Below are 19,223 nucleotides of genomic sequence, written 5' to 3'. Positions count from 1 at the left end.
GTCCTCCCGCTAGTTCATAGCTAAAAGCCTTGTCGGCGAGCTGCAAGCTCTTGTAGTGACCATTTGGTCATGCGTACAGCTTTTGCCCGTCATGAAGTTCGGCTGCGGCTGCGACGGGAGTTCACGCCTGGTGATGGAGCCAGGCGTGGGGCGGTATCTTTTCCGCTTGCGCTTGGTCTTTGCCCAGGCGCTGCCAGATTTTCTCGTGGAAATAGAAACCGACTGAATTGCACAGAGGCTCGATAGCCGCCACCAATCCGCCAGCCGCGACGCTTCCGGTCAGAGCATAAGTAACCGTAAAAGCGATGCAGAAGTGCATCAGGGTGAAGGTTACGGTCTTGATCATGGCAGCGCACTCCAAAGGTTTTCGAGAAGCGTTCTCGAATGCAATGGAGTTTGGTCCTCTTCGTGCGAGTCAGGAAATCGTCGCGGTTGATAACCGGCATAGCGATGTTCTATAGCCCCGCGGCGAACAAGGGAAACCGCACCGACGCGTCTGTTCCGGGCGTTTGGCGAAATAAAAACAAGACTATGGTCGAGTGGTGTTCGAACGGGCCGGCCCTAAAGTAGCCGCCCTGCCTTCATGTGTGGGCAGAGGCCCGTGTGGAGACCCCAATGAACAACGAGACCGTAATTCAGCAAATCAATGCTGACCCACGATTCCAAGACCTGGTTACCAAGCGTGGTCGTTTCGCCTGGATGCTGGCGGCCATCATGCTCACCGCTTACTTCGCGTTCATCCTGGTTATCGCATTTGACCCTGCGGTTCTGGGAACACCCTTGACTACAGGCTCCGTCACCACCTGGGGCATCCCGGCGGGTCTGGGCTTGATCTTCCTGTCGTTCGTGCTGACCGGCGTTTACGTGCAACGCGCCAACGGCGAGTTCGATCGCATCACCCAGGACATCCTCAACGAGGCTCAGAAATAATGCTTGCTCGCCTGCTGACCGCAACTGCTCTGATGGCAGTTGCTCCGGCACTGTTTGCTGACGCCCTGACCGGCGATGTGCAGAAACAGCCGACCAACTGGACCGCCATTTCCATGTTCATCGTATTCATCGTGTTCACGATGGGTATCACCAAATGGGCGGCCAAACGCAACACGTCTACCTCTGATTACTACACGGCCGGCGGCAGCATCACCGGCTTTCAGAACGGGTTGGCGATCGCTGGCGATTTCATGTCCGCGGCGTCATTTCTCGGTATTTCCGCGCTGGTTTTCACCAGTGGTTATGACGGCCTGATTTACTCGATCGGCTTTCTGGTGGGCTGGCCGATCATTCTGTTCCTGATGGCCGAGCGCCTGCGCAACCTGGGCAAGTTCACCTTCTCCGACGTCGCCTCCTACCGCCTGGGGCAGACGCAGATCCGTATCCTTTCCGCATGCGGTTCGCTGATCGTGGTGGCCTTCTACCTGATCGCGCAAATGGTGGGAGCGGGCAAGCTGATTCAGTTGCTGTTCGGCCTCGACTATCTGGTCGCGGTGGTGATGGTCGGCGTGCTGATGGTCATGTACGTCATGTTCGGCGGCATGCTAGCGACCACTTGGGTACAGATCATCAAGGCTGTCCTGCTGCTGGCTGGCGCAACCTTCATGGCCGTCATGGTCATGTATAACGTCGGCTTCGATTTCAGCCGCCTGTTCTCCGACGCGGTAGCGCTGCACCCGAGCCATCAGGCGATCATGAGCCCGGGCGGCCTGGTTTCCGACCCGATCTCGGCGATCTCGCTGGGCCTGGCGTTGATGTTCGGCACTGCCGGTCTGCCGCACATCCTGATGCGCTTCTTCACCGTTGCCGATGCCAAGGAAGCGCGCAAGAGCGTGTTCTACGCAACTGGCTTCATTGGTTACTTCTACATACTGACCTTTATTATCGGTTTCGGCGCGATCCTGCTGGTCAGCACCAACCCAAGCTTCAAGGACGCCTCGGGAGCCATCATCGGTGGGACCAACATGGTCGCCATCCACCTGGCTTCAGCGGTCGGCGGCAACCTGTTCCTGGGCTTCATCTCCGCAGTGGCCTTCGCCACCATTCTGGCGGTGGTCTCGGGCCTGGCGCTGGCTGGTGCTTCCGCCGTTGCCCATGACCTCTACGCCTGCGTGATCAAGAAGGGCAAGGCCAGGGAAGAAGATGAGATGAAGGTGACCAAGCGCACCACGCTGGCATTGGGTGTACTGGCCATCCTGCTCGGCGTCGCGTTCGAGAATCAGAATATCGCCTTCATGGTCGGCCTGGCGTTCTCGGTTGCCGCCAGCTGCAACTTTCCGATCCTGTTCCTCTCGATGTACTGGAAGAACCTGACTACACGCGGTGCGCTGATCGGTGGCGCGATGGGCCTGGGTACGGCATTGCTGCTAACCATTCTCAGCCCGACGGTATGGGTCGACGTGCTGCACTTCGAGAAGGCCATCTTCCCGTACAAGTACCCGGCTCTGTTCGCCATGATTGCGTCTTTCGCCGGCCTGTGGTTCTTCTCGGTGACCGACAAGTCCAAGATGGCTGCCGAAGAGCGGGCGCGCTTCTTCCCGCAGTTCATCCGCTCGCAGACCGGTCTGGGTTCGAGTGGCGCAGTCGCACACTGATTCCTGGTGTCGTGATCTAAAGGCAGCCTTCGGGCTGCCTTTTTTGTTCTGACGGGGACCTGCCTCAGCAGCGTCAATCGGGAGCGGAGCATGGCTGTCATTCAGCATTTCGATAGAGGCCGGAGCCTGCAGTAGCTTTCGCTAGACTCGTGGCAACCCAACGAACAAAAGGTTACAAACGATGCAAAATCGCATGATGGTCACTGGCGCCGGTTCCGGTCTGGGTCGTGAAATCGCTTTGCGCTGGGCGCGCGAAGGCTGGCAACTGGCATTGTCGGATGTCAACGAGGCCGGTCTGGCAGAAACCCTGAAAATGGTCCGTGATGCGGGCGGCGACGGCTTTACGCAACGCTGTGACGTGCGCGACTACAGCCAGCTCACGGCGCTGGCGCAGGCCTGCGAGAGCAAGCTTGGCGGCATCGACGTGGTGGTCAACAACGCTGGCGTTGCCTCGGGTGGCTTCTTCGAGGAGCTGTCGCTGGAGGACTGGGACTGGCAGATCGCGATCAACCTGATGGGCGTGGTCAAGGGCTGCAAGGCCTTTCTGCCATTGGTGCAGAAGAGCCAGGGCAAGATCATTAACATCGCGTCCATGGCGGCGTTGATGCAGGCGCCAGGAATGAGCAACTACAACGTGGCCAAGGCCGGCGTAGTAGCGTTGTCCGAGAGCCTGCTGGTGGAACTGAAACAGCAGGAAGTCGGGATTCATGTGGTCTGCCCGTCATTTTTCCAGACCAATCTGATGGATTCTTATCGCGGTCCGACGCCCAACATGAAAGCGCAGATCAGCAAGCTGCTCGAAGCGTCGCCTATCTCTGCTGCAGACATCGCCGACTATATCTACCGTCAGGTCGACGAGGGTGTGTTCATGATCCTGCCGCATGATGAAGGCCGGGCAGCTTGGAAAATCAAGCAACAGAATCCACAGGCGATCTACGACGAGATGGCGCTGCTGGCAGAGAAGAAACGTAGTAAGCGCAAAACCTGACCGATAGGTCCGTTTTGCTTGCCCTGATCCAGGGGCGGGAGTAGGGTTGCCGGTCCTACCCAGTTTGCCTCTGGATTAAACGTGAAGAACCCGTCTCGCTGGCTACTCATGCTGGCTCTCGTGCTGGCTGCAATCAACCTTCGGCCCGGCATTACCTCGTTCGCACCACTGATCGAACGCATCGCCGAGGAGCTGAGTCTCAGCCGCAGCGTGATCAGCCTCACCACGGCCTTGCCAGTACTGCTGATGGGCTTGCTGGCGCCTTTGGCGCCACGTCTGGCCGTGCGCTTCGGGTTGGAACGCACCATCAGCCTGTGCCTTGGCTTGATCGGTCTGGCGCTATTGCTGCGTCTGTTTGGTAGAAGTGCGCCGGTGTTGATTGGCACCGCCGCCATGGTCGGCGCCGGAATCGCGGTTGCCGGGCCGCTGTTGTCGGGCTTCATCAAGCGTTATTTTCTCGAGCAGATGGGCAAGACTGCCGCCTACTATTCCTTGAGCATGGCCGTTGGCGGCACCGTCGGTGTGGTGCTTACCGCACCTGCGGCCGAGCTGCTGGGCCAGCGCTGGACCTGGGGCCTGGCGCTGTGGGCGATTCCTGCGATGCTGGCGCTACTGATCTGGTGGCGTTTGCCGAACCAGCCGGAACCGGCCGTCGAAAGCCGCGCCGGTCTGCCGTGGCGCGAGCCGCGCGCCTGGTTGGTAAGCATCTATTTCGCGCTGCAGGCCGGTCTGTTCTACGCGCTGGCGACCTGGCTGGTAGCGCGTTACCACGAAGCTGGCTTCAGCCTGTTGCAGAGCAATGCCTTCTTCAGCGGTTTCATGCTGATCGGTTTACCCAGCGCATTCATCATGCCGTGGCTGGCGCAGCGCTTTGGTCGGCGGCACCTGCTGATGTCTTGCTGCGGCGTGCTGGCAACGGTCTGTCTGCTGGTCATCGCCTGGCTTCCGCAGGTCAATCCATTACTGGTGTGCATGTTGCTGGGCGTAGCCTTGAACGGCACATTTTCCATGTCGCTGGTTTTGCCGATGTACGAAGCGAGCACACCGCTTGCGGTTAGTCGCTTGACGGCAATGATGCTCTGCACCGGTTATTGCCTGGCCTGTTTCACACCGGTGCTGACCGGGTTGGGCCGAGATATCGCCGGCGACTATCGTCAACCCTTCTTCGTGCTTGCAACCATGTCGGCGGCGATGTCGCTGCTCGCCTTGCGGCTGGCACCCCGTCGCGATCTGGCCGCAGCGAGCACTCGCTGAAGCGACTCCACCGCGTTTAGGTTGTGGTCTGCGTCACCTCTGCAGCGTGTGCCCTGACCTTGGCTGCACGGGGCGCTGGAAGGCTGGGCGGATTTGATCGAACATGTCGGGCTTTCGCCTGGAGTGTTTCTGTGGAGCCGGAATCCATTGTCTACGGCAGCATCCGCGACTGGCCTTCTGCCGACGCCGAGCAGTGTCGATTGCGCCGCGCGGTCAACCGCCGTGCGCTCTACAGCCTGCCGCAAGGCGAGGGTTGGCCTTTTCTCGGAAGAGAGATGTTCTCCTGCTGCATGGACCAAGGCGTGTATCAGACGCAGGTCATTCACTTCGGCGCCAGTTACCGCGCGGTCGAATATGAGTGGGCGCTCTGGGTAAATCATTTCGAGGCGCTGCTGAACGAACTCTATTGGACCAGCGCCGTGGTCCACCTGGAGACCGAACTCAGTGGAATTCATACCTTCCGCTGGGAAACCGAAAGCGGTTCCCACAGCCCCCATCAAAGCGATCTGCGCATGCGCTGTGCCTGGGAGCGTGACGGTGGCGTGCTCAGCTGAGGCTAGTCCTCCAGCCACTCCTTCGGTACGTCGCGCCTGAGTGCCAACTGGCACTGCTGATGATCAACGTCGAACACAATGACTGCGGTGCCTTTGCGCAGTGCCTGGCGTACCCGTTCAACGCGGGTTTCCAGCGGCGTCTCGTCGCCATTATCGGTGCCCTCGCGGGTCACGAAATCTTCGATGAGGCGGGTCAGGGTGTCAGGTTCGAGCTGGTCGTAAGGGATGAGCATCGGTGTCGGATCAAGTGGGATGGTGCAGGTCGGGTTCGTTGATCGGTGCGTTGAGGAACCGATCCAGGTAAGCATACAGCTGCTCGCTGTCTAGCGGCTTGCCAATGAACTCATCCATGCCGGCCTCGCTGCCAGCGCGGCGATGCTCATCGAGTACGTGGGCGGTCAGCGCGATGATCGGCACCGGCCGCAGCTGCAATTGCGCCTCGAGTCGGCGGATTTGTCGGCTGGCCTCGAAGCCATCCATCTCGGGCATCTCGCAATCCATGAGAATCAACTGCACCGCGGATGGGTTCTTGCTGTATGCATTGATCGCCTTGCGCCCGTTCTCAGCAACCATGACCTCGTAGCCCCGTTTGCGCAGCAGGCTGGACACCACCATCTGACTGACAGGGTTGTCCTCGACGGCGAGAACGAGCGGCCTGGAGCCTGTCAGGTTGTCAGTGGCAAGCGGTGCGCCGCCATCAGACATATGAGTCGCCTGATAAAGGCGATGAAGCGCTTCGCGTAGTGGGCTGAGCAGCAGCGGCAACGGCAAATTGGCCAGGCGCAACGATGACGATGCCGGTGAAGGTTCGCTTTGTGGCGGGTAGAGCAGTAGCACCTGCTGATTCGGTTCGAGCTGGTCGGCCACGGCGTTGAGCCAAGCCTGTGGTTGGCCAAGCCATGGCGCCATAATTACCAGCAGTGGGGTTGTAGCTTGCTCGTCGAGGTAACGTCGCAGTCGTTGTGGCTCCTCGCAGCGGACGATTCGCATGCCCCAGCGGTGCAGCAGGTTGCCCATCGCGTCCAGCGCGCAGATATCCCTGGATGCGATTACGGCGGTTCGACCTTCGAGTAGTGCTGTGAGTGGGTCGAGGTTGTCGCTCGCTTCATGCAGCGGAATATCGAAACTGAATTGGCTGCCCTGGCCGGGGGTGCTCTGCACATCGATCTGGCCGCCCATCATTTCCACCAGCTCCTTGCTGATGACCAACCCCAGACCACTGCCACCGTAGCGCCGCGTGGTGCTGGAATCACCCTGGGCAAAGGATTCGAACAGCTGCGCCAGAACCTCCGCGCGCATGCCGATGCCGCTGTCGGTGATCGAGAAAACCAGGCTTCGATCGCCTTCCGGGCCCTGACAAATGACCTTCAGCACTACGCCGCCATGTTCGGTGAATTTCAACGAGTTGCTGAGCAGGTTCATCAGGATTTGCTTGAGGCGGGTTGGATCGCCGCGCAGGCGGCGCGGCACACCCGGCGCGAGGCTGAGATGCAGGCTCAACTGCTTCTGCAGTGCCTGGGCCGTGAACAGGCTGATGGTCTCGGAGACCAGCGCTTCCAGGTCGTACTCGATGTCTTCCAGGACCAGCTTGCCAGCGCCAATCCGCGCATAGTCGAGGATGTCGTTGATGACTGTCATCAGCGAGTTACTGGAGCTGGACACCGTATCGAGATAGAAACGCTGGTTACGATCCAGCGGCGTTTCACGCAGCAATTGCAGCATGCCCAATACGCCGTTCAACGGCGTGCGGATTTCATGGCTCATTTTCGCCAGGAAGCGGCTCTTTGCCTGGTTCTCGCTTTCTGCCCGCTCGGCTGCCTGGCGTGAACGGAAGCCTTCTTCCTTGAGCAGGTTGATACGATCGGCGAGCCCGATCGACAGGGTGATCAACTCGAAGGCAATACCGGCTTTAACGATCGAGGCGCCATACAGGCCCAGCAGGTTGAACCCCAGGGAACCGGCTGTGACGATGACGAAAGTCGCGAGCAGTACGCCCCAGGCCAAGGTGTAGTACAGGCCATAACGCACACCGCGGCTCCAGACGAAAGCGCCGGTCAGCAGCAGACCGATAGACGAGCTGATGACCATCACACTGGCGAGTACGCTCCAGACCTGGGTTTCCAGAACGAAGCCGGACAGCAGTGCGGCCGCCGACAGCAGCAGCGCCACACGTAATGTGAAGTCCAGGCGCGGAAAATACTCGCGGGTATGCAGGAAGTGGCGGCTGAATTGCACTGCGATGAGGCAATGACTGAGCATCAGTGCATAAATGCCCAACGCGACCACTCCGCCCGCATCGTTCAGCCACTTGACCAGCAAGCCGTCGAAGCTGAGCGCAAACAGGCCAACGTTGACGTTGTAGATCAGATACCAGAAGTAGGCAGGCTCACGCAGCGAAAGGAACAGGAAGAGGTTGTAGCAGAACATCGCAAACAGCACGCCATAAAACGCACCGGACAAGCCCATCGTGTCCTCGGCTGCTTCGGCGTTGGCGGCATAGGTGCTGAAATACAGGGGTACATAGAGCGTGCTGGTGCTTTCCACACGCAGCAGCAAGGTCGAGGTGCCGGGCTCCAGCGCCAGAGGGAACAAAAAGTTGCTGACCTTGACCGCGCGCTTGTCGAACGGATGGGTGTCGCCAGAACGCTGCCGGCTGATGCGCCCGTCCGGGTGACGCAGATACAACTGGATATCGTCGAGCAGCGGATAGTTGATTTCGACGAAACCGCCGATGGGGTCGTTCAACTGGTTGTTCAGCTCGACCCGGAACCACCAGACCGATTCGTTCTTACCCTTGTTGGGATGCAGGCCAGACACGGGCTCGAAGGTCTTTTCGGGTAGTTCGAAGACCTCGCTCACGCTCAGCTCGGCGGCTGGGTCTCGCAGAAAGTAGCTCCAGCTACCCAACGCCTGGCGGAAATGCTGAGAGCCCACCGGCACGGGCTCGAACGCCGATACCGGAGCAGTCAGACAAACGAGTAGGACGGCCAGAAAAAGACGCGGCAGCATGTTATTGACCCAAGGCGTGCACACCCGCAAGCGCAGTATCCAGTCGCGCGAAGGGCAAAGCTGTTCGCTTCACGCCAGACTGGCCAAACATTCATATGATTCAGAGGTTGGCGACTTTGCCCGGATCAACGCCGCCTCGCAATCGGCAATTGCCTCAAGTTGGCGGCGCATCATGAAACGTTACGATCTGTCAGACGAATCATCAGTTTGCTTGTCGAAGATTGAATCGACTGCCGGCACGCGCGTGTCGTTTTCCATCTGAGTCACGTGTTCGAGTTGATGACTGAAATTTTCCAGCGAGTCTTGGCCGGCGTGAGCGTCACTGGTGAACACCGGCGGGCTCAGCAAGTAGGCCGAGATCAAGCGGCTCATGGCGGCCAGGCTGTCGATATGGGTGCGCTCATAACCGTGTGTCGCGTCGCAGCCAAAGGCAAGCAAGGCTGTGCGGATATCGTGACCGGCCGCGATCGCCGACTGCGCATCGCTGTGGTAGTAGCGGAACAGGTCACGTCGAACCGGAACGTCGTTGCCTTCTGCCAGTTTGAGCAGATGCCTCGACAGGTGGAAATCGTACGGCCCACCCGAATCCTGCATAGCCACGGTGACCGCGTGCTCGCTGGATTCCTGCCCCTTGGCCGTCGGCGCGATGTCGATGCCGACGAACTCACTGACATCCCAGGGCAGGGCGCCGGCCGCGCCAGAACCGGTTTCTTCGGTGATGGTAAACAGCGGATGGCAATCGATCGGTGGTTCCCGGCTGCTTTCGACCACAGCTTTGAGCGACGCCAGCAAAGCTGCCACGCCGGCTTTATCATCCAGGTGGCGTGAGCTGATGTAACCGCTGTCTGTGAACTCGGGCATCGGATCGAACGCGACGAAATCGCCCACATTGATGCCTAGCGCGAGGGTGTCCGCGCGGCTCGCGGTGCAACCGTCCAGGCGCAGCTCGACGTGGTTCCAGCTGATTGGCATTTCGTCGACTGCGGTATTGAATGCATGTCCCGAGGCCAGCAAAGGCAGCACACTGCCGCGTACCACGCCGGTGTCAGTGAACACGCTGACACGGCTGCCTTCGGCAAAGCGGCTCGACCAACACCCCACTGGGGACAAGCCGAGTCGGCCATTGTCCTGGATTTCGCGGACGCTGGCACCGATGGTGTCCAGGTGTGCGGCAATGGCGCGATCCGGACTGTCACGGCGGCCTTTGAGCGTGGCACGGATGGTTCCGCGACGCGTCAGTTCGAAGGGAATACCAAGCTCCTGCAGCCGCTCCGCCACATAACGAACGATAGTGTCGGTGAAGCCGGTGGGGCTCGGAATGGCGAGCATCTCCAGCAGCACGCGTTGCAGGTAGTTGAGGTCCGGTTCTGGAAGTTTGGCAGTCATGATCATTCCTTAGCGGCGAAAAACAGGCTGCCGCCATGTCAGTGAGTGAAGTTGAGCTGCGGGAGCACCGCAAGCGAAGCGGCGGAGCCGCTCCGACACCTGCGGGTGTCGGAACCAGGCCATGACCGGCCTGGAGGCCGCTAATGGGTGCCGTAGCTGAGTGGAAAGAGCAGGTCGACAAAACGCTCGGCGGTGGGCTGGGGATGGTGATTGGCCAGGCCGACTCGTTCGTTCGCTTCGATGAAGACGTACTCGGGCTGGTCCGCTGCGGGCACCAGCAGGTCCAGGCCAACCACCGGGATATCCAATGCGCGGGCGGCCCGAACTGCAGCGTCGATCAGCTCGGGATGCAACTGATCGGTCACATCATCGAGCGTGCCACCGGTGTGCAGGTTGGCAGTTCGGCGGACCGCCAAGTACTCACCGCGCGGCAGAACGCTATCGTAGTCGAAGCCGGCTTCGCTGAGGCAGCGCTGTGTCTCCTCGTCCATAGGGATTCGGCTTTCGCCGTCGGTCGCAGCCTGGCGGCGCCGGCTTTGGGTCTCGATCAGCTGACGAATGCTGTGGCTGCCGTCACCCACCACTTCAGCCGGACGGCGGATCGCCGCAGCCACGACTTCATAGCCAATCACGACGATGCGCAGATCTAGCCCGGGGTGAAAGCTTTCCAGCAACACGCGCTGATCGAATTGACGTGCGCGGGCGATGGCTTCTTCAATGGCCTGACTGCTGCGCAGGTCGACCGAGACGCCTTGGCCCTGTTCGCCATCGAGCGGCTTTACCACTACGCCGCCGTGCTGCTCGAGAAACGCAGCATTCTCTTCGGGCGAGCCGGCCAGCTGCTGGGCAGGCAGTTTAAGCCCGGCGCGGGCAAGGGTACGGTGAGTCAGGCTCTTATCCTGGCACAAGGTCATGCTCACCGCTGAGGTGAGGTCCGACAGTGACTCGCGACAGCGCACCCTTCGGCCGCCCTGGGTCAGGGTGAAAAGTCCGGCTTCGGCATCGTCGATGGTAATCTCGATGCCGCGGCGGCGTGCCTCGTCGACGATGATCCTGGCGTAGGGATTCAGCTCGGCTTCCGGGCCTGGGCCAAGAAACAGCGGCTGGTTGAAAGTGTTCTTACGCTTGACCGTGAAGGTCTGCAGATCGCGGAAGCCGAGCTTGGCGTACAGCGCTTTGGCTTGCTTGTTGTCATGCAGGACCGACAAATCCAGATAGGCCAGCCCGCGGCCCATGTAGTGTTCGATCAGATGACGGACCAGTGCTTCGCCAACGCCAGGGCGTGTGCAGTTTGGCGCGACCGCCAGGCACCAGAGGCTGGAGCCGTTCTCCGGATCGTTGAAGGCCTTGTGGTGATTGATCCCCATGACGCTGCCGATGATCTCACCGGAGTCGTCGTCTTCGGCCAGCCAGTAAACCGGACCGCCTTGCTCTCGCGGGGTGCACAGCTCCGGGTTGACCGGCAGCATGTGGCGCGACTGGTACAGGCAGTTGATCGCCTTCCAGTCCTCATCGCTCTGGGCGCGGCGAATACCGAAGCCGCGGAAGCTTCGGCGCGCCGGGCGGTAATCGGTGAACCAGATGCGAGAAGTGTCCGATGGATCAAGGAACAGCTGCTGCGGGGCATAGGCGAGCACCTGATGCGGCGCGGCAACGTACAGGGCAATGTCGCGCTCCCCGGCCTGTTCGTGGAGCAGGTCGGCAGCAAGCTTTTCCGGGTCGGAATAGGTGTGGCCAATCAAGATGCGGCCCCAGCCGCAGTGCAGTGTCACGGGTGCCTGGGGTTCTTCCTGACCATCCTCGGCGAGTCGCTGCTGCAGGCGTTCGTAAGTGGGTGTCTGGCCGCGCAACAGCCGCTGTCCATAGGCTTGAGACTTCTGCATGGTAGGTTCCTTGGAGCTGGTCATGACGTCAAAGCGGTTGCCGCATCAGTCGGCCTGAGCGCCGTGCCGTCATGATCGGGTTCTTAGAGGCCTTGTTCGCTCAACCATAGATTGACCGCTGCCAGCTGCCACAATTTCGAGCCGCGCAGGGGTGTCAGTTGACCCTCGGGGTCTTTGAACAACCGGTCCAGCATGGCCGGGTTGTACAGCCCGCGGTCCTGGCTCGGATCGGTCAGTAACTCGCGCACCCAGTTCAGCGTGTCACCCTCGAGATGCTTGAGCCCGGGTACTGGGAAATAGCCTTTTGGACGGTCGATAACCGCTGCTGGGATGACTTTGCGTGCGGCTTCCTTGAGCACGTATTTGCCGCCGTCCGGCAGCTTGTACTTGGCCGGGATTCGCGCTGACAGTTCGGCCACGTTGTGGTCGAGAAACGGCACTCGAGCTTCGAGGCCCCAAGCCATGGTCATGTTGTCGACGCGTTTGACCGGATCGTCGACCAGCATCACTGTGCTGTCGATGCGCAGGGCTTTGTCGACCGCTGCTTCGGCGCCGGGTTGGGCGAAATGCTGACGTACGAAGTCGCCGGAGAAGTCGCCCTTGACCCACTGCTGCTGCACGGTGTCGGCGTATTCCTCGAAGCTGCGGTCGCGGAAGGCATTGAGATAAGCCTCGACCGGGTCCGCGGCGCCGTCCACCTGGGGATACCAGTGGTAGCCGGCAAACAGCTCGTCTGCGCCCTGGCCGCTCTGCACCACCTTGCAGTGCTTGGAAACTTCCCGCGAGAGCAGGTAGAACGCGATGCAATCGTGGCTGACCATCGGTTCGCTCATGGCGCGGAAGGCGGCGGGCAGCTGTTCGAGGATTTCCTTTTCCTGAATGCGCAGTTGGTGATGACGCGTTCCGTAGTGCTGCGCGATCAGATCCGAATACTTGAACTCGTCGCCGCGCTCGCCGCCAGCATCCTGAAAGCCGATGGAGAAGGTCTGCAGGTTATCCGCAGCGCCGGCTTCGCGAAGCAGGCCGACCAGCAAACTGGAATCGACACCACCGGACAGCAGAACGCCCACATCGACTGCCGCGCGATGACGCAGGGCGACGGACTCACGCAAGGTGGTCAGGGTGCGCTCTTGCCAGTCTTCGAAGCTGTAGCCTTGTTCTTCCTCCGATGCGCCGAACTCCAGCGTCCACCAGCGATGTTGACTGCTCTTGCCGTTCGCGTCGACCCGCATGAAGGTACCGGGGGGCAGCTTCTCGATTCCGGCGATCAGGGTATCCGGGGCCGGCACGACTGCATGGAAGCTCATGTAGTGATTCAGTGCCACCGGGTTCAGCACACCTGCAATGTCACCGCCCTTGAGCAGTGCCGGCAGCGTGGAAGCAAAGCGCAGGCGCTCACCGGTGCGTGACAGATAGAGCGGCTTGATACCAAGACGATCGCGCGCGATGAACAGTTCTTGCACGTCTCTCTGCCAGATGGCAAAGGCGAACATGCCGTTGAGGCGCGGCAATAAGGCTTCGCCCCAGGCATGAAAGCCCTTGAGCAACACTTCAGTGTCACCCTCGGAAAAGAAGCGATAACCCAGCGCCTCGAGTTCGGCGCGCAATTCCGGATAGTTGTAGATGGCGCCGTTGAACACCATGGACAGGCCGAGCGCCGAGTCGACCATCGGCTGACCCGAGGCCTCGCACAGGTCCATGATTTTCAGGCGTCGATGACCCAGCGCAAGCGGGCCTTGGCTGTTGAAGCCGCAGGCGTCTGGGCCGCGAGCAGTCAGGGATTGGGTGATGCGTTCAACCGCGGCCAGATCGGCCGGTTGATTATCGAAGCGAAGTTCGCCAGCTATGCCACACATAGGATCCTTACCGGTATTTCCGTTGGGGAGTGTGACTGACGCTCGGACCGCGAAGTTCAGGATTTCAGACGGGCGTGTACCGCTCTGGCTCGGTGGCTGAGGGGCGTGTTCATACGCGTCTCGCCTAGGCTGAATCGCGCTCTGCTGCGTCAGTCAGGTTTTACAGGGAAACAGGAATAGTGATTTCATGTCAAACCGTACTCGGCACGATTTACCTGTCTATGAGTGGAAAAAACATTCGATCTGAAACTATTGAAACGACGGAGGCCAACCTCGAGTTGTCTCTGTTCCAGGCCTTGCGCCGGTTGCAACAGGACGCCGAAATGCATGCCAAGCGACTGGCGCGCTTCGGTGGACTGAGCCCGGTGCAGTTGATGATCCTGCAGGTGTTGGCCAGCGAGCGGCAGCTCACCGCCAGCGCATTGAGCAAGCGTGTCAGCCTGACGCCCGCGACGCTGTCCGGACAGCTCGACCGGCTCGCCGAGCGCGGTTTGCTGTTGCGCCAACGGGATGATCTGGACCGCCGCCGCCAATGGTTGTTACTGACGGATGAAGGGCGCGCACTGCAACAGCAGGCGCCATCACTGTTACCGCCTGAATTTTTTGCGCGCTTCTCGTCACTGCCGGATTGGGAGCAGCACGGGATCGCCGCGGCACTGCTGCGGGCCGCGTCGATATGCGGTTCCGCAGAATAGTTGCCGCTGCGCTTAAATTTCCGCCCTGTTACAGGCGAAAGCCTTCGACGATATGCTCGGCCAGGGTTTCGCTGACCTGCGACTGATTGCGCTCGTTGCGCAGCAGGACAATGCTGCACGAAGGCAGCTCCGGCATGCCCTCGGCTTCTCCCAGCAAGCGCATGTCGGCGGTCACCAGGCTTTGCAGCTGCGCGGTCACAGCGAGTCCTGCGTTAGTCACCGCCATCAGCGCCGAGAGACTCGGGCTGGTATAGGCAACCCGGTAGGGGATATCCAGGCTGTCCAGCGCATTACAGGCCCATGCCCGGCAGAAGCAGTCGGTATTGAACATGGCCAACGGCATGGGCCGTTGTTCATGGGCATTGAAGCCCGGCGCTTCGGCCCAGACGAAGCGTTCGCGGCGCAGCATTTGGCCAATCTCCGTCCCCGGCTCGCGGGTGACGATTGAAAGATCCAGGTCGCGCCGATGCAGCAGCTGGTAGGACGGTTCGCAATGCACTTCAACCTGCACCAGCGGATAAGCCTGGGCGAAGCGCGAGAGAATGCCGGGCAGGAAGCGCATCACGTAATCGTCCGGGGTGCCGATGCGCACCGAGCCGACCATGTGCGGTTCGCGCAACGTCGTTAGCACTTCGCCATGCAGCTTGAGAATCCTGCGCGCGTAACCGAGCAGGATCTGGCCCTCTGCGGTGAGCTTGACCTGGCGCCCGTCGCGCTCGAAGACCGAACGTTGCAGCACGTCTTCTTCCAGGCGCTTCATCTGCATGCTGATCGCCGATTGCGTGCGATTGACCGCTTCCGCTGCACGGGTAAAACCGCCGTGATCGGCAATCGCCACAAAGCTGCGCAGCAGCTCGGCATCGATACTGGGGTAATTCGCCATTCATCAATCTCCGAGATGTACATCATCAGAAACATTCGTTGGATTGATCATAAGCTTCGCAGGAAACTGACGCCATCCCACTCGGAGGTACGTCAGATGAAAAGCCATGCTGAGTTCATTCAACCATGCGCCAGGAGCGCAATTCCGCATTTCTCGCTCGCAGCGACGCTACGTGCGGCCTGGCAGCAGCTGGGTCGCTGGCACGCGCTGTATCGCCAGCGTCAGCAGCTCGCGTCCTTGAGTGATGAGATGCTCAAGGACATCGGATTAAGCCGAGCCGATATCGAAACCGAAACCATCCGCCCGTTTTGGGACGAACCGTTTCGTCGGTGCTAACGGTCCGTGATCTGTTCGAGAGCGCTGCCAGACGCTGGGTGGCGCAGGGAATGCCGTCAGTCGGTTCGGCGAATGAGTTTGCGCAGCAGGAATCGATTGGGGTGGCAGGCTTCGGCGATGGCGCGTGGCACGGGTAACGGTTCGTCATTCAGCCACGCGGCGAGCAACTCGCCTGACAGTGGCGCGGTAATCAGGCCGCGCGAGCCGTGGGCGGTATTGACGTACAAGCCATCAAGCCACGGACACGGCTCATCGGGTATCTGGCGAGCGTCCTTTGCCAGCACGGCATAGGCCTCGGCGAAACGTTCCGGATCGGCCAGCGCGCCGATAATGGGTAGATAATCGGGGCTGGTGCAGCGAAACGCGACACGACCATGCAGCTGGCCCACGTCGCAGGTGTCGGCCTCGAAGCGCTGGTGCAGATCGCCGGAAATCTCCTTGAGCATGTCCAGATTCGAACGATGCTCCGCTGCACTCGGCGCCGGATCGGTCTCGGCAAAATTGAAGCTGGCACCCAGCGTATGCTGCCCCTCGCGTGGCGGGGCGACATAGCCCTTCGCACACAGCACGGTGCGCAACGCGGAACTTGCTTCGGTGGCCGGCAGCGCGCTGATCTGCCCTCGAATTCGCTTGAGCGGTAGCCAGGCGCTTTGGCTGAACTGCGCTGCGTCGGCGGCGCCGGCCAGAATTACCACCGGCGCTTCGGCCAGCAACTCGTCGCCGGCGAGCGCCTGCCACTGCTCACCGGTGCGGCGCAGTTCGAGCGGCTGTCGATGGCCAAACAGCTCGATGGCGGGGTGCTTGATCAGCCAGCGACACAGCGCCGGCGGGTGCGCCCAACCGGCGTCCGGATAAAACAGCCCGCCTTGTTCCAACGTTACGCCTGCCAGCCGCTCGGCTTCTTCGCGCGGCACCGCGCGCAGGAGGCTGGGCGGGAAGGCGTCGCACAGTGCCGCCTGGCGGACGATTTCCTTGTCATCGAAGGCAAGTTGCAGCACGCCGCACGCGTCCCAGTCCTGTCCGTGCTGCAGGTTATGCAACAGCCGGCGTGTGTAGCCAAAGCCACTGCCGACCAGCTGCGCAAGCGCGGTGCCGTGGGCTGAAAGCTTCAAATAGAGCACACCTTGCGGGTTGCCAGAGCCCTCCTGGGCGACATCGTCGTGCCGTTCCAGCAACGCCACCTGCCAGCCACGCGCCGCCAGGCTGGCCGCGCTGGCGCAACCCGCCAAGCCTGCTCCGATGACCAGCGCCTTGCGCTGCGCCGGTTTATGCGAAGGACGGGCGAACCAGGGGCTCGGCGAGGAATCTGCTGACGCAGCAAGCTGCCCTTGCAGGTTTTCCCATTTGTGCCCGAGACCGGGTATCCGCTTGACCTCAAAACCCGCTTCCTTGAGTGCGCGGCGTACGCTGCCGGCACTGCTGAACGTCGCCAAAGTCGCACCTGGAGCCGACAGTCGCGCCAGCTGCCCGAACAACTCGGGCTGCCACATGTCCGGGTTTTTCGGCGGTGCGAAGCCGTCGAGAAACCAGGCATCTATGCGCGCGTCCAGCTCTTTGAGCCTGTCGAGCGCATCGCCTACCAGTAGCGTTAGCGTCACCCGGCCGAAGCGAAACTGCTGGAAACCCGGGTTGATCGCCACATACTGGTCCAGTAACTGCCGCGCCTGGTCCTGCAATTCCGGCCATAAAGCCAGGGCGCGATTCAAATCGTCGCGCGTGAGCGGGTGCTTTTCAACGCTGACGAAGTGCAGGAAGCCAGTGTCAGGCGCTGTGCGCTCGAAAAGCGCCCAGGTGCAAAGGAAACTGAGACCGGTACCAAAACCCGTTTCGCCGATCACCAGGCGTTCGCCGGCGTGGAGGGCGGCGAAACGCTCGGCCAGCCGATTGGGTTGCAGAAACACATGGGTGGTTTCGGCTATGCCCGAACCGCGGGAAAAATACACGTCGTTATACTGCCGGGATTGCGGTTGGCCGTTCTCGTCCCAGTCGAGTTCGGCATGCTGAAAACCGGTGGAGATCGGGGCGGGCATCGACGTTTCCTGCGGTAAAAAATCGGGATTCTAGCAGCCGAGCGAAACCTGCTGCGGGCACGCTTTGTCGCATCGATAAGCGTGCCCGCCTGCACCCAACGCTGACTGGGGTGCTGCATCAGTACGGCGGCCGCGTTGGCCTGCTAGGGTTCATCACAGCATCCTTTCCTGGAGTTCACATGTTCGAGTCCGCCGAAATCGGCCATTCCATCGACAAGGACACCTACAACACCGAAGTACCCGCTCTGCGCGAAGCGCTGCTGCTGGCGCAGTACCGCCTCAGGGAGCAGGCACGGTTTCCCATCCTGATCCTCATCAATGGCATCGAGGGTGCAGGAAAAGGCGAGACGATCAAGCTGCTCAACGAATGGATGGACCCACGCCTGATCCGTGTCGACAGCTTTGACGTGCCAACCGATGAAGAACTCTCGCATCCACCAGCGTGGCGCTACTGGAGACGGCTTCCGCCCAAAGGCCAGACCGGAATCTTCTTCGGTAACTGGTACAGCAAGATGCTGGAAGACAGGGTGCATGGTCGCATCAAGAAAGCCGATCTCGAACTGGCCATCGATCGTGCCCAACGCTTCGAGCGGATGCTCTGTGCCGAGGGCATGCTGATCTTCAAGTTCTGGTTCCATCTGTCCAAGGACCGCATGTTGCAGCGCCTGGAATCGCTCAAGGATGATCCATTGCACAGCTGGCGCATCAGCCCGCTGGACTGGCAGCAGTCCAAGACCTATGACAAGTTCGTGCGTCATGGTGAGCTGATCCTGCGCCGGAGCAGCCGAGAGTTCGCGCCCTGGTACGTGATCGAGGGTTATGACGAGCGATATCGCAGCCTCACCGCCGGTCGTTTACTGCTCGAAGGACTGAATGCCGCACTCGACGCGGCCGATAGCCAGCCCTCGCAACCGCACACTGCGTCGGTTGAGCTGAACCTCGATCGACTGAGTCTGCTCGGCAGCCTGGACCTCGATCAGGCGCTCAGCAAGGACGATTACCAGGAACAGTTGGGGCAGGAGCAGGCACGCCTGTCCGGGCTGCTGCGCGACCCGCGTTTGCGCAAGCGTGGCGTGTTGGCGCTGTTCGAGGGTCACGATGCAGCGGGTAAGGGCAGTACCATCCGGCGCGTCACCGATGCGCTGGATCCTCGCCTGTACCGCATCGTGCAGATCGCGGCGCCCAGCGAAGATGAACTGGCGCAGCCGTGGCTCTGGCGGTTCTGGCGCAATGTGCCGGCGCGGGGCCAGTTCACGATATTTGACAGGTCTTGGTACGGCCGGGTGCTGGTTGAGCGGGTCGAGGGCTTTTGCTCGCCGGATGAATGGCTGCGTGCCTATACCGAGATCAATGAGTTCGAAGAGCAGCTGGTCGATGCCGACGTGGTCGTGGTCAAGTTCTGGCTGTCGATTGACAAAGACACGCAAATGGAGCGTTTTCAAGAGCGCGAGAACACGCCGCACAAACGTTTCAAGATCACCGAAGAAGACTGGCGCAACCGCGAAAAGTGGGATGACTATGGTCATGCGGTCGCGGACATGGTCGACCGTACCAGCACCGAAATCGCACCCTGGACGCTCGTCGAAGCCAACGACAAGCGTTTTGCACGGGTCAAGGTGTTGCGCACGCTCAATGACGCGCTGGAGGCCGCAATCAGCTGAGCGACCAGGGGAGCGGAGACAATGGCCAGCCATATCCCTGCTGAATGTTCGTCGCCTTCGGTGACGGGCCAGAACTATGCTCGACCCATCTTCAACAGGCCGG

The 19,223-nt window shown here is 60.7% G+C and carries 16 protein-coding genes; 8 read left to right on the top strand and 8 right to left on the bottom strand.

The genetic code is table 11. The features are described 5' to 3' along the window. Positions 1-121 precede the first annotated feature (121 nt). Positions 122-346, bottom strand: coding sequence for a DUF2061 domain-containing protein (locus BUE09_RS08525; RefSeq protein ID WP_073300577.1), 225 nt, complete (start codon positions 344-346; stop codon positions 122-124). A 269-nt stretch (positions 347-615) separates the two neighbouring features. On the opposite strand from BUE09_RS08525, the gene BUE09_RS08520 reads away from it, so the two are divergent. The 5 genes from BUE09_RS08520 (at position 616) to BUE09_RS08500 (ending at position 5,381) form a co-directional block, all read left to right on the top strand. After that, positions 616-930, top strand: coding sequence for a DUF485 domain-containing protein (locus BUE09_RS08520; RefSeq protein WP_073300575.1), 315 nt, complete (start codon positions 616-618; stop codon positions 928-930). After that, positions 930-2,585: a cation acetate symporter gene (locus BUE09_RS08515; protein ID WP_073300573.1), complete on the top strand. Its 1,656-nt coding sequence runs from the start codon at positions 930-932 to the stop codon at positions 2,583-2,585. The genes BUE09_RS08520 and BUE09_RS08515 overlap by 1 nt, the downstream gene beginning before the upstream one ends. Positions 2,586-2,766: 181 nt before the next feature. After that, on the top strand, positions 2,767-3,573 hold the full coding sequence (locus BUE09_RS08510) for an SDR family oxidoreductase (RefSeq protein WP_073300571.1): 807 nt from the start codon (positions 2,767-2,769) through the stop codon (positions 3,571-3,573). 108 nt (positions 3,574-3,681) lie between these two features. Continuing rightward, entirely contained in the window at positions 3,682-4,827 is a 1,146-nt protein-coding gene (locus BUE09_RS08505; RefSeq protein WP_073300569.1) for an MFS transporter, read from the top strand. A 131-nt stretch (positions 4,828-4,958) separates the two neighbouring features. Beyond that, on the top strand, positions 4,959-5,381 hold the full coding sequence (locus BUE09_RS08500; protein ID WP_073300567.1) for a hypothetical protein: 423 nt from the start codon (positions 4,959-4,961) through the stop codon (positions 5,379-5,381). A gap of 2 nt (positions 5,382-5,383) precedes the next feature. Here the strand turns inward: BUE09_RS08500 and BUE09_RS08495 are convergent, their stop codons facing one another. From BUE09_RS08495 to BUE09_RS08475, 5 genes are all read right to left on the bottom strand, one after another. Continuing rightward, the gene (locus BUE09_RS08495) at positions 5,384-5,614 is read right to left on the bottom strand and encodes a YheU family protein (protein ID WP_073300565.1); all 231 of its coding nucleotides are present in this window, start codon (positions 5,612-5,614) and stop codon (positions 5,384-5,386) included. Between the two features lie 10 nt (positions 5,615-5,624). Further along, positions 5,625-8,390: a hybrid sensor histidine kinase/response regulator gene (locus tag BUE09_RS08490; RefSeq protein WP_073301011.1), complete on the bottom strand. Its 2,766-nt coding sequence runs from the start codon at positions 8,388-8,390 to the stop codon at positions 5,625-5,627. A 180-nt stretch (positions 8,391-8,570) separates the two neighbouring features. Next, positions 8,571-9,776, bottom strand: a complete 1,206-nt coding sequence (locus tag BUE09_RS08485; RefSeq protein WP_073300563.1) for an osmoprotectant NAGGN system M42 family peptidase — start codon at positions 9,774-9,776, stop codon at positions 8,571-8,573. Positions 9,777-9,916: 140 nt separating this feature from the next. After that, entirely contained in the window at positions 9,917-11,659 is a 1,743-nt protein-coding gene (gene ngg, locus BUE09_RS08480; protein ID WP_073300561.1) for an N-acetylglutaminylglutamine synthetase, read from the bottom strand. An 83-nt stretch (positions 11,660-11,742) separates the two neighbouring features. Further along, entirely contained in the window at positions 11,743-13,515 is a 1,773-nt protein-coding gene (locus BUE09_RS08475) for an N-acetylglutaminylglutamine amidotransferase (protein WP_073300559.1), read from the bottom strand. A 221-nt stretch (positions 13,516-13,736) separates the two neighbouring features. On the opposite strand from BUE09_RS08475, the gene BUE09_RS08470 reads away from it, so the two are divergent. Continuing rightward, positions 13,737-14,210 carry a MarR family winged helix-turn-helix transcriptional regulator gene (locus tag BUE09_RS08470; protein ID WP_073300557.1) on the top strand — a complete coding sequence of 158 codons (474 nt, stop codon included), beginning with the start codon at positions 13,737-13,739 and terminating at the stop codon, positions 14,208-14,210. Positions 14,211-14,238: 28 nt separating this feature from the next. On the opposite strand, the gene BUE09_RS08465 is transcribed toward BUE09_RS08470, so the two are convergent. After that, a complete protein-coding gene (locus tag BUE09_RS08465) occupies positions 14,239-15,093 on the bottom strand; it encodes a LysR substrate-binding domain-containing protein (protein WP_073300555.1) in 855 nt (284 codons plus the stop codon). A 96-nt stretch (positions 15,094-15,189) separates the two neighbouring features. Here BUE09_RS08465 and BUE09_RS20350 point away from each other — a divergent pair, with 96 nt between their 5' ends. Next, positions 15,190-15,429, top strand: a complete 240-nt coding sequence (locus BUE09_RS20350; RefSeq protein WP_073300553.1) for a DUF1127 domain-containing protein — start codon at positions 15,190-15,192, stop codon at positions 15,427-15,429. Between the two features lie 56 nt (positions 15,430-15,485). Here BUE09_RS20350 and mnmC read toward each other — a convergent pair whose 3' ends face one another. Beyond that, positions 15,486-17,459 carry a bifunctional tRNA (5-methylaminomethyl-2-thiouridine)(34)-methyltransferase MnmC2/FAD-dependent 5-carboxymethylaminomethyl-2-thiouridine(34) oxidoreductase MnmC1 gene (gene mnmC, locus BUE09_RS08455; protein WP_073300551.1) on the bottom strand — a complete coding sequence of 658 codons (1,974 nt, stop codon included), beginning with the start codon at positions 17,457-17,459 and terminating at the stop codon, positions 15,486-15,488. 179 nt (positions 17,460-17,638) lie between these two features. On the opposite strand from mnmC, the gene pap reads away from it, so the two are divergent. Then, complete coding sequence (pap, locus tag BUE09_RS08450) at positions 17,639-19,120, top strand: polyphosphate:AMP phosphotransferase (protein WP_073300549.1); 1,482 nt, start codon at positions 17,639-17,641, stop codon at positions 19,118-19,120. Positions 19,121-19,223 lie beyond the last annotated feature (103 nt).

The sequence above is a fragment of the Stutzerimonas xanthomarina DSM 18231 genome (assembly GCF_900129835.1).
Lineage (GTDB): Bacteria > Pseudomonadota > Gammaproteobacteria > Pseudomonadales > Pseudomonadaceae > Stutzerimonas > Stutzerimonas xanthomarina.
The sequence above is the reverse complement of the archived record's forward strand: the minus strand, read 5'-3'. Positions and strand labels throughout refer to the sequence as shown.

What these genes read in the sequence shown, in the direction of transcription:
- ngg (WP_073300561.1), bottom strand. Translation starts at nt 11,659, where the DNA reads ATGCAGAAGTCTCAAGCCTATGGACAGCGGCTGTTGCGCGGCCAGACA.
- BUE09_RS08505 (WP_073300569.1), top strand. Translation starts at nt 3,682, where the DNA reads ATGCTGGCTCTCGTGCTGGCTGCAATCAACCTTCGGCCCGGCATTACC.
- mnmC (WP_073300551.1), bottom strand. Translation starts at nt 17,459, where the DNA reads ATGCCCGCCCCGATCTCCACCGGTTTTCAGCATGCCGAACTCGACTGG.
- BUE09_RS20350 (WP_073300553.1), top strand. Translation starts at nt 15,190, where the DNA reads ATGAAAAGCCATGCTGAGTTCATTCAACCATGCGCCAGGAGCGCAATT.
- BUE09_RS08490 (WP_073301011.1), bottom strand. Translation starts at nt 8,390, where the DNA reads ATGCTGCCGCGTCTTTTTCTGGCCGTCCTACTCGTTTGTCTGACTGCT.
- BUE09_RS08485 (WP_073300563.1), bottom strand. Translation starts at nt 9,776, where the DNA reads ATGACTGCCAAACTTCCAGAACCGGACCTCAACTACCTGCAACGCGTG.
- BUE09_RS08475 (WP_073300559.1), bottom strand. Translation starts at nt 13,515, where the DNA reads ATGTGTGGCATAGCTGGCGAACTTCGCTTCGATAATCAACCGGCCGAT.
- BUE09_RS08470 (WP_073300557.1), top strand. Translation starts at nt 13,737, where the DNA reads ATGAGTGGAAAAAACATTCGATCTGAAACTATTGAAACGACGGAGGCC.
- pap (WP_073300549.1), top strand. Translation starts at nt 17,639, where the DNA reads ATGTTCGAGTCCGCCGAAATCGGCCATTCCATCGACAAGGACACCTAC.
- BUE09_RS08520 (WP_073300575.1), top strand. Translation starts at nt 616, where the DNA reads ATGAACAACGAGACCGTAATTCAGCAAATCAATGCTGACCCACGATTC.
- BUE09_RS08495 (WP_073300565.1), bottom strand. Translation starts at nt 5,614, where the DNA reads ATGCTCATCCCTTACGACCAGCTCGAACCTGACACCCTGACCCGCCTC.
- BUE09_RS08465 (WP_073300555.1), bottom strand. Translation starts at nt 15,093, where the DNA reads ATGGCGAATTACCCCAGTATCGATGCCGAGCTGCTGCGCAGCTTTGTG.
- BUE09_RS08515 (WP_073300573.1), top strand. Translation starts at nt 930, where the DNA reads ATGCTTGCTCGCCTGCTGACCGCAACTGCTCTGATGGCAGTTGCTCCG.
- BUE09_RS08510 (WP_073300571.1), top strand. Translation starts at nt 2,767, where the DNA reads ATGCAAAATCGCATGATGGTCACTGGCGCCGGTTCCGGTCTGGGTCGT.
- BUE09_RS08525 (WP_073300577.1), bottom strand. Translation starts at nt 346, where the DNA reads ATGATCAAGACCGTAACCTTCACCCTGATGCACTTCTGCATCGCTTTT.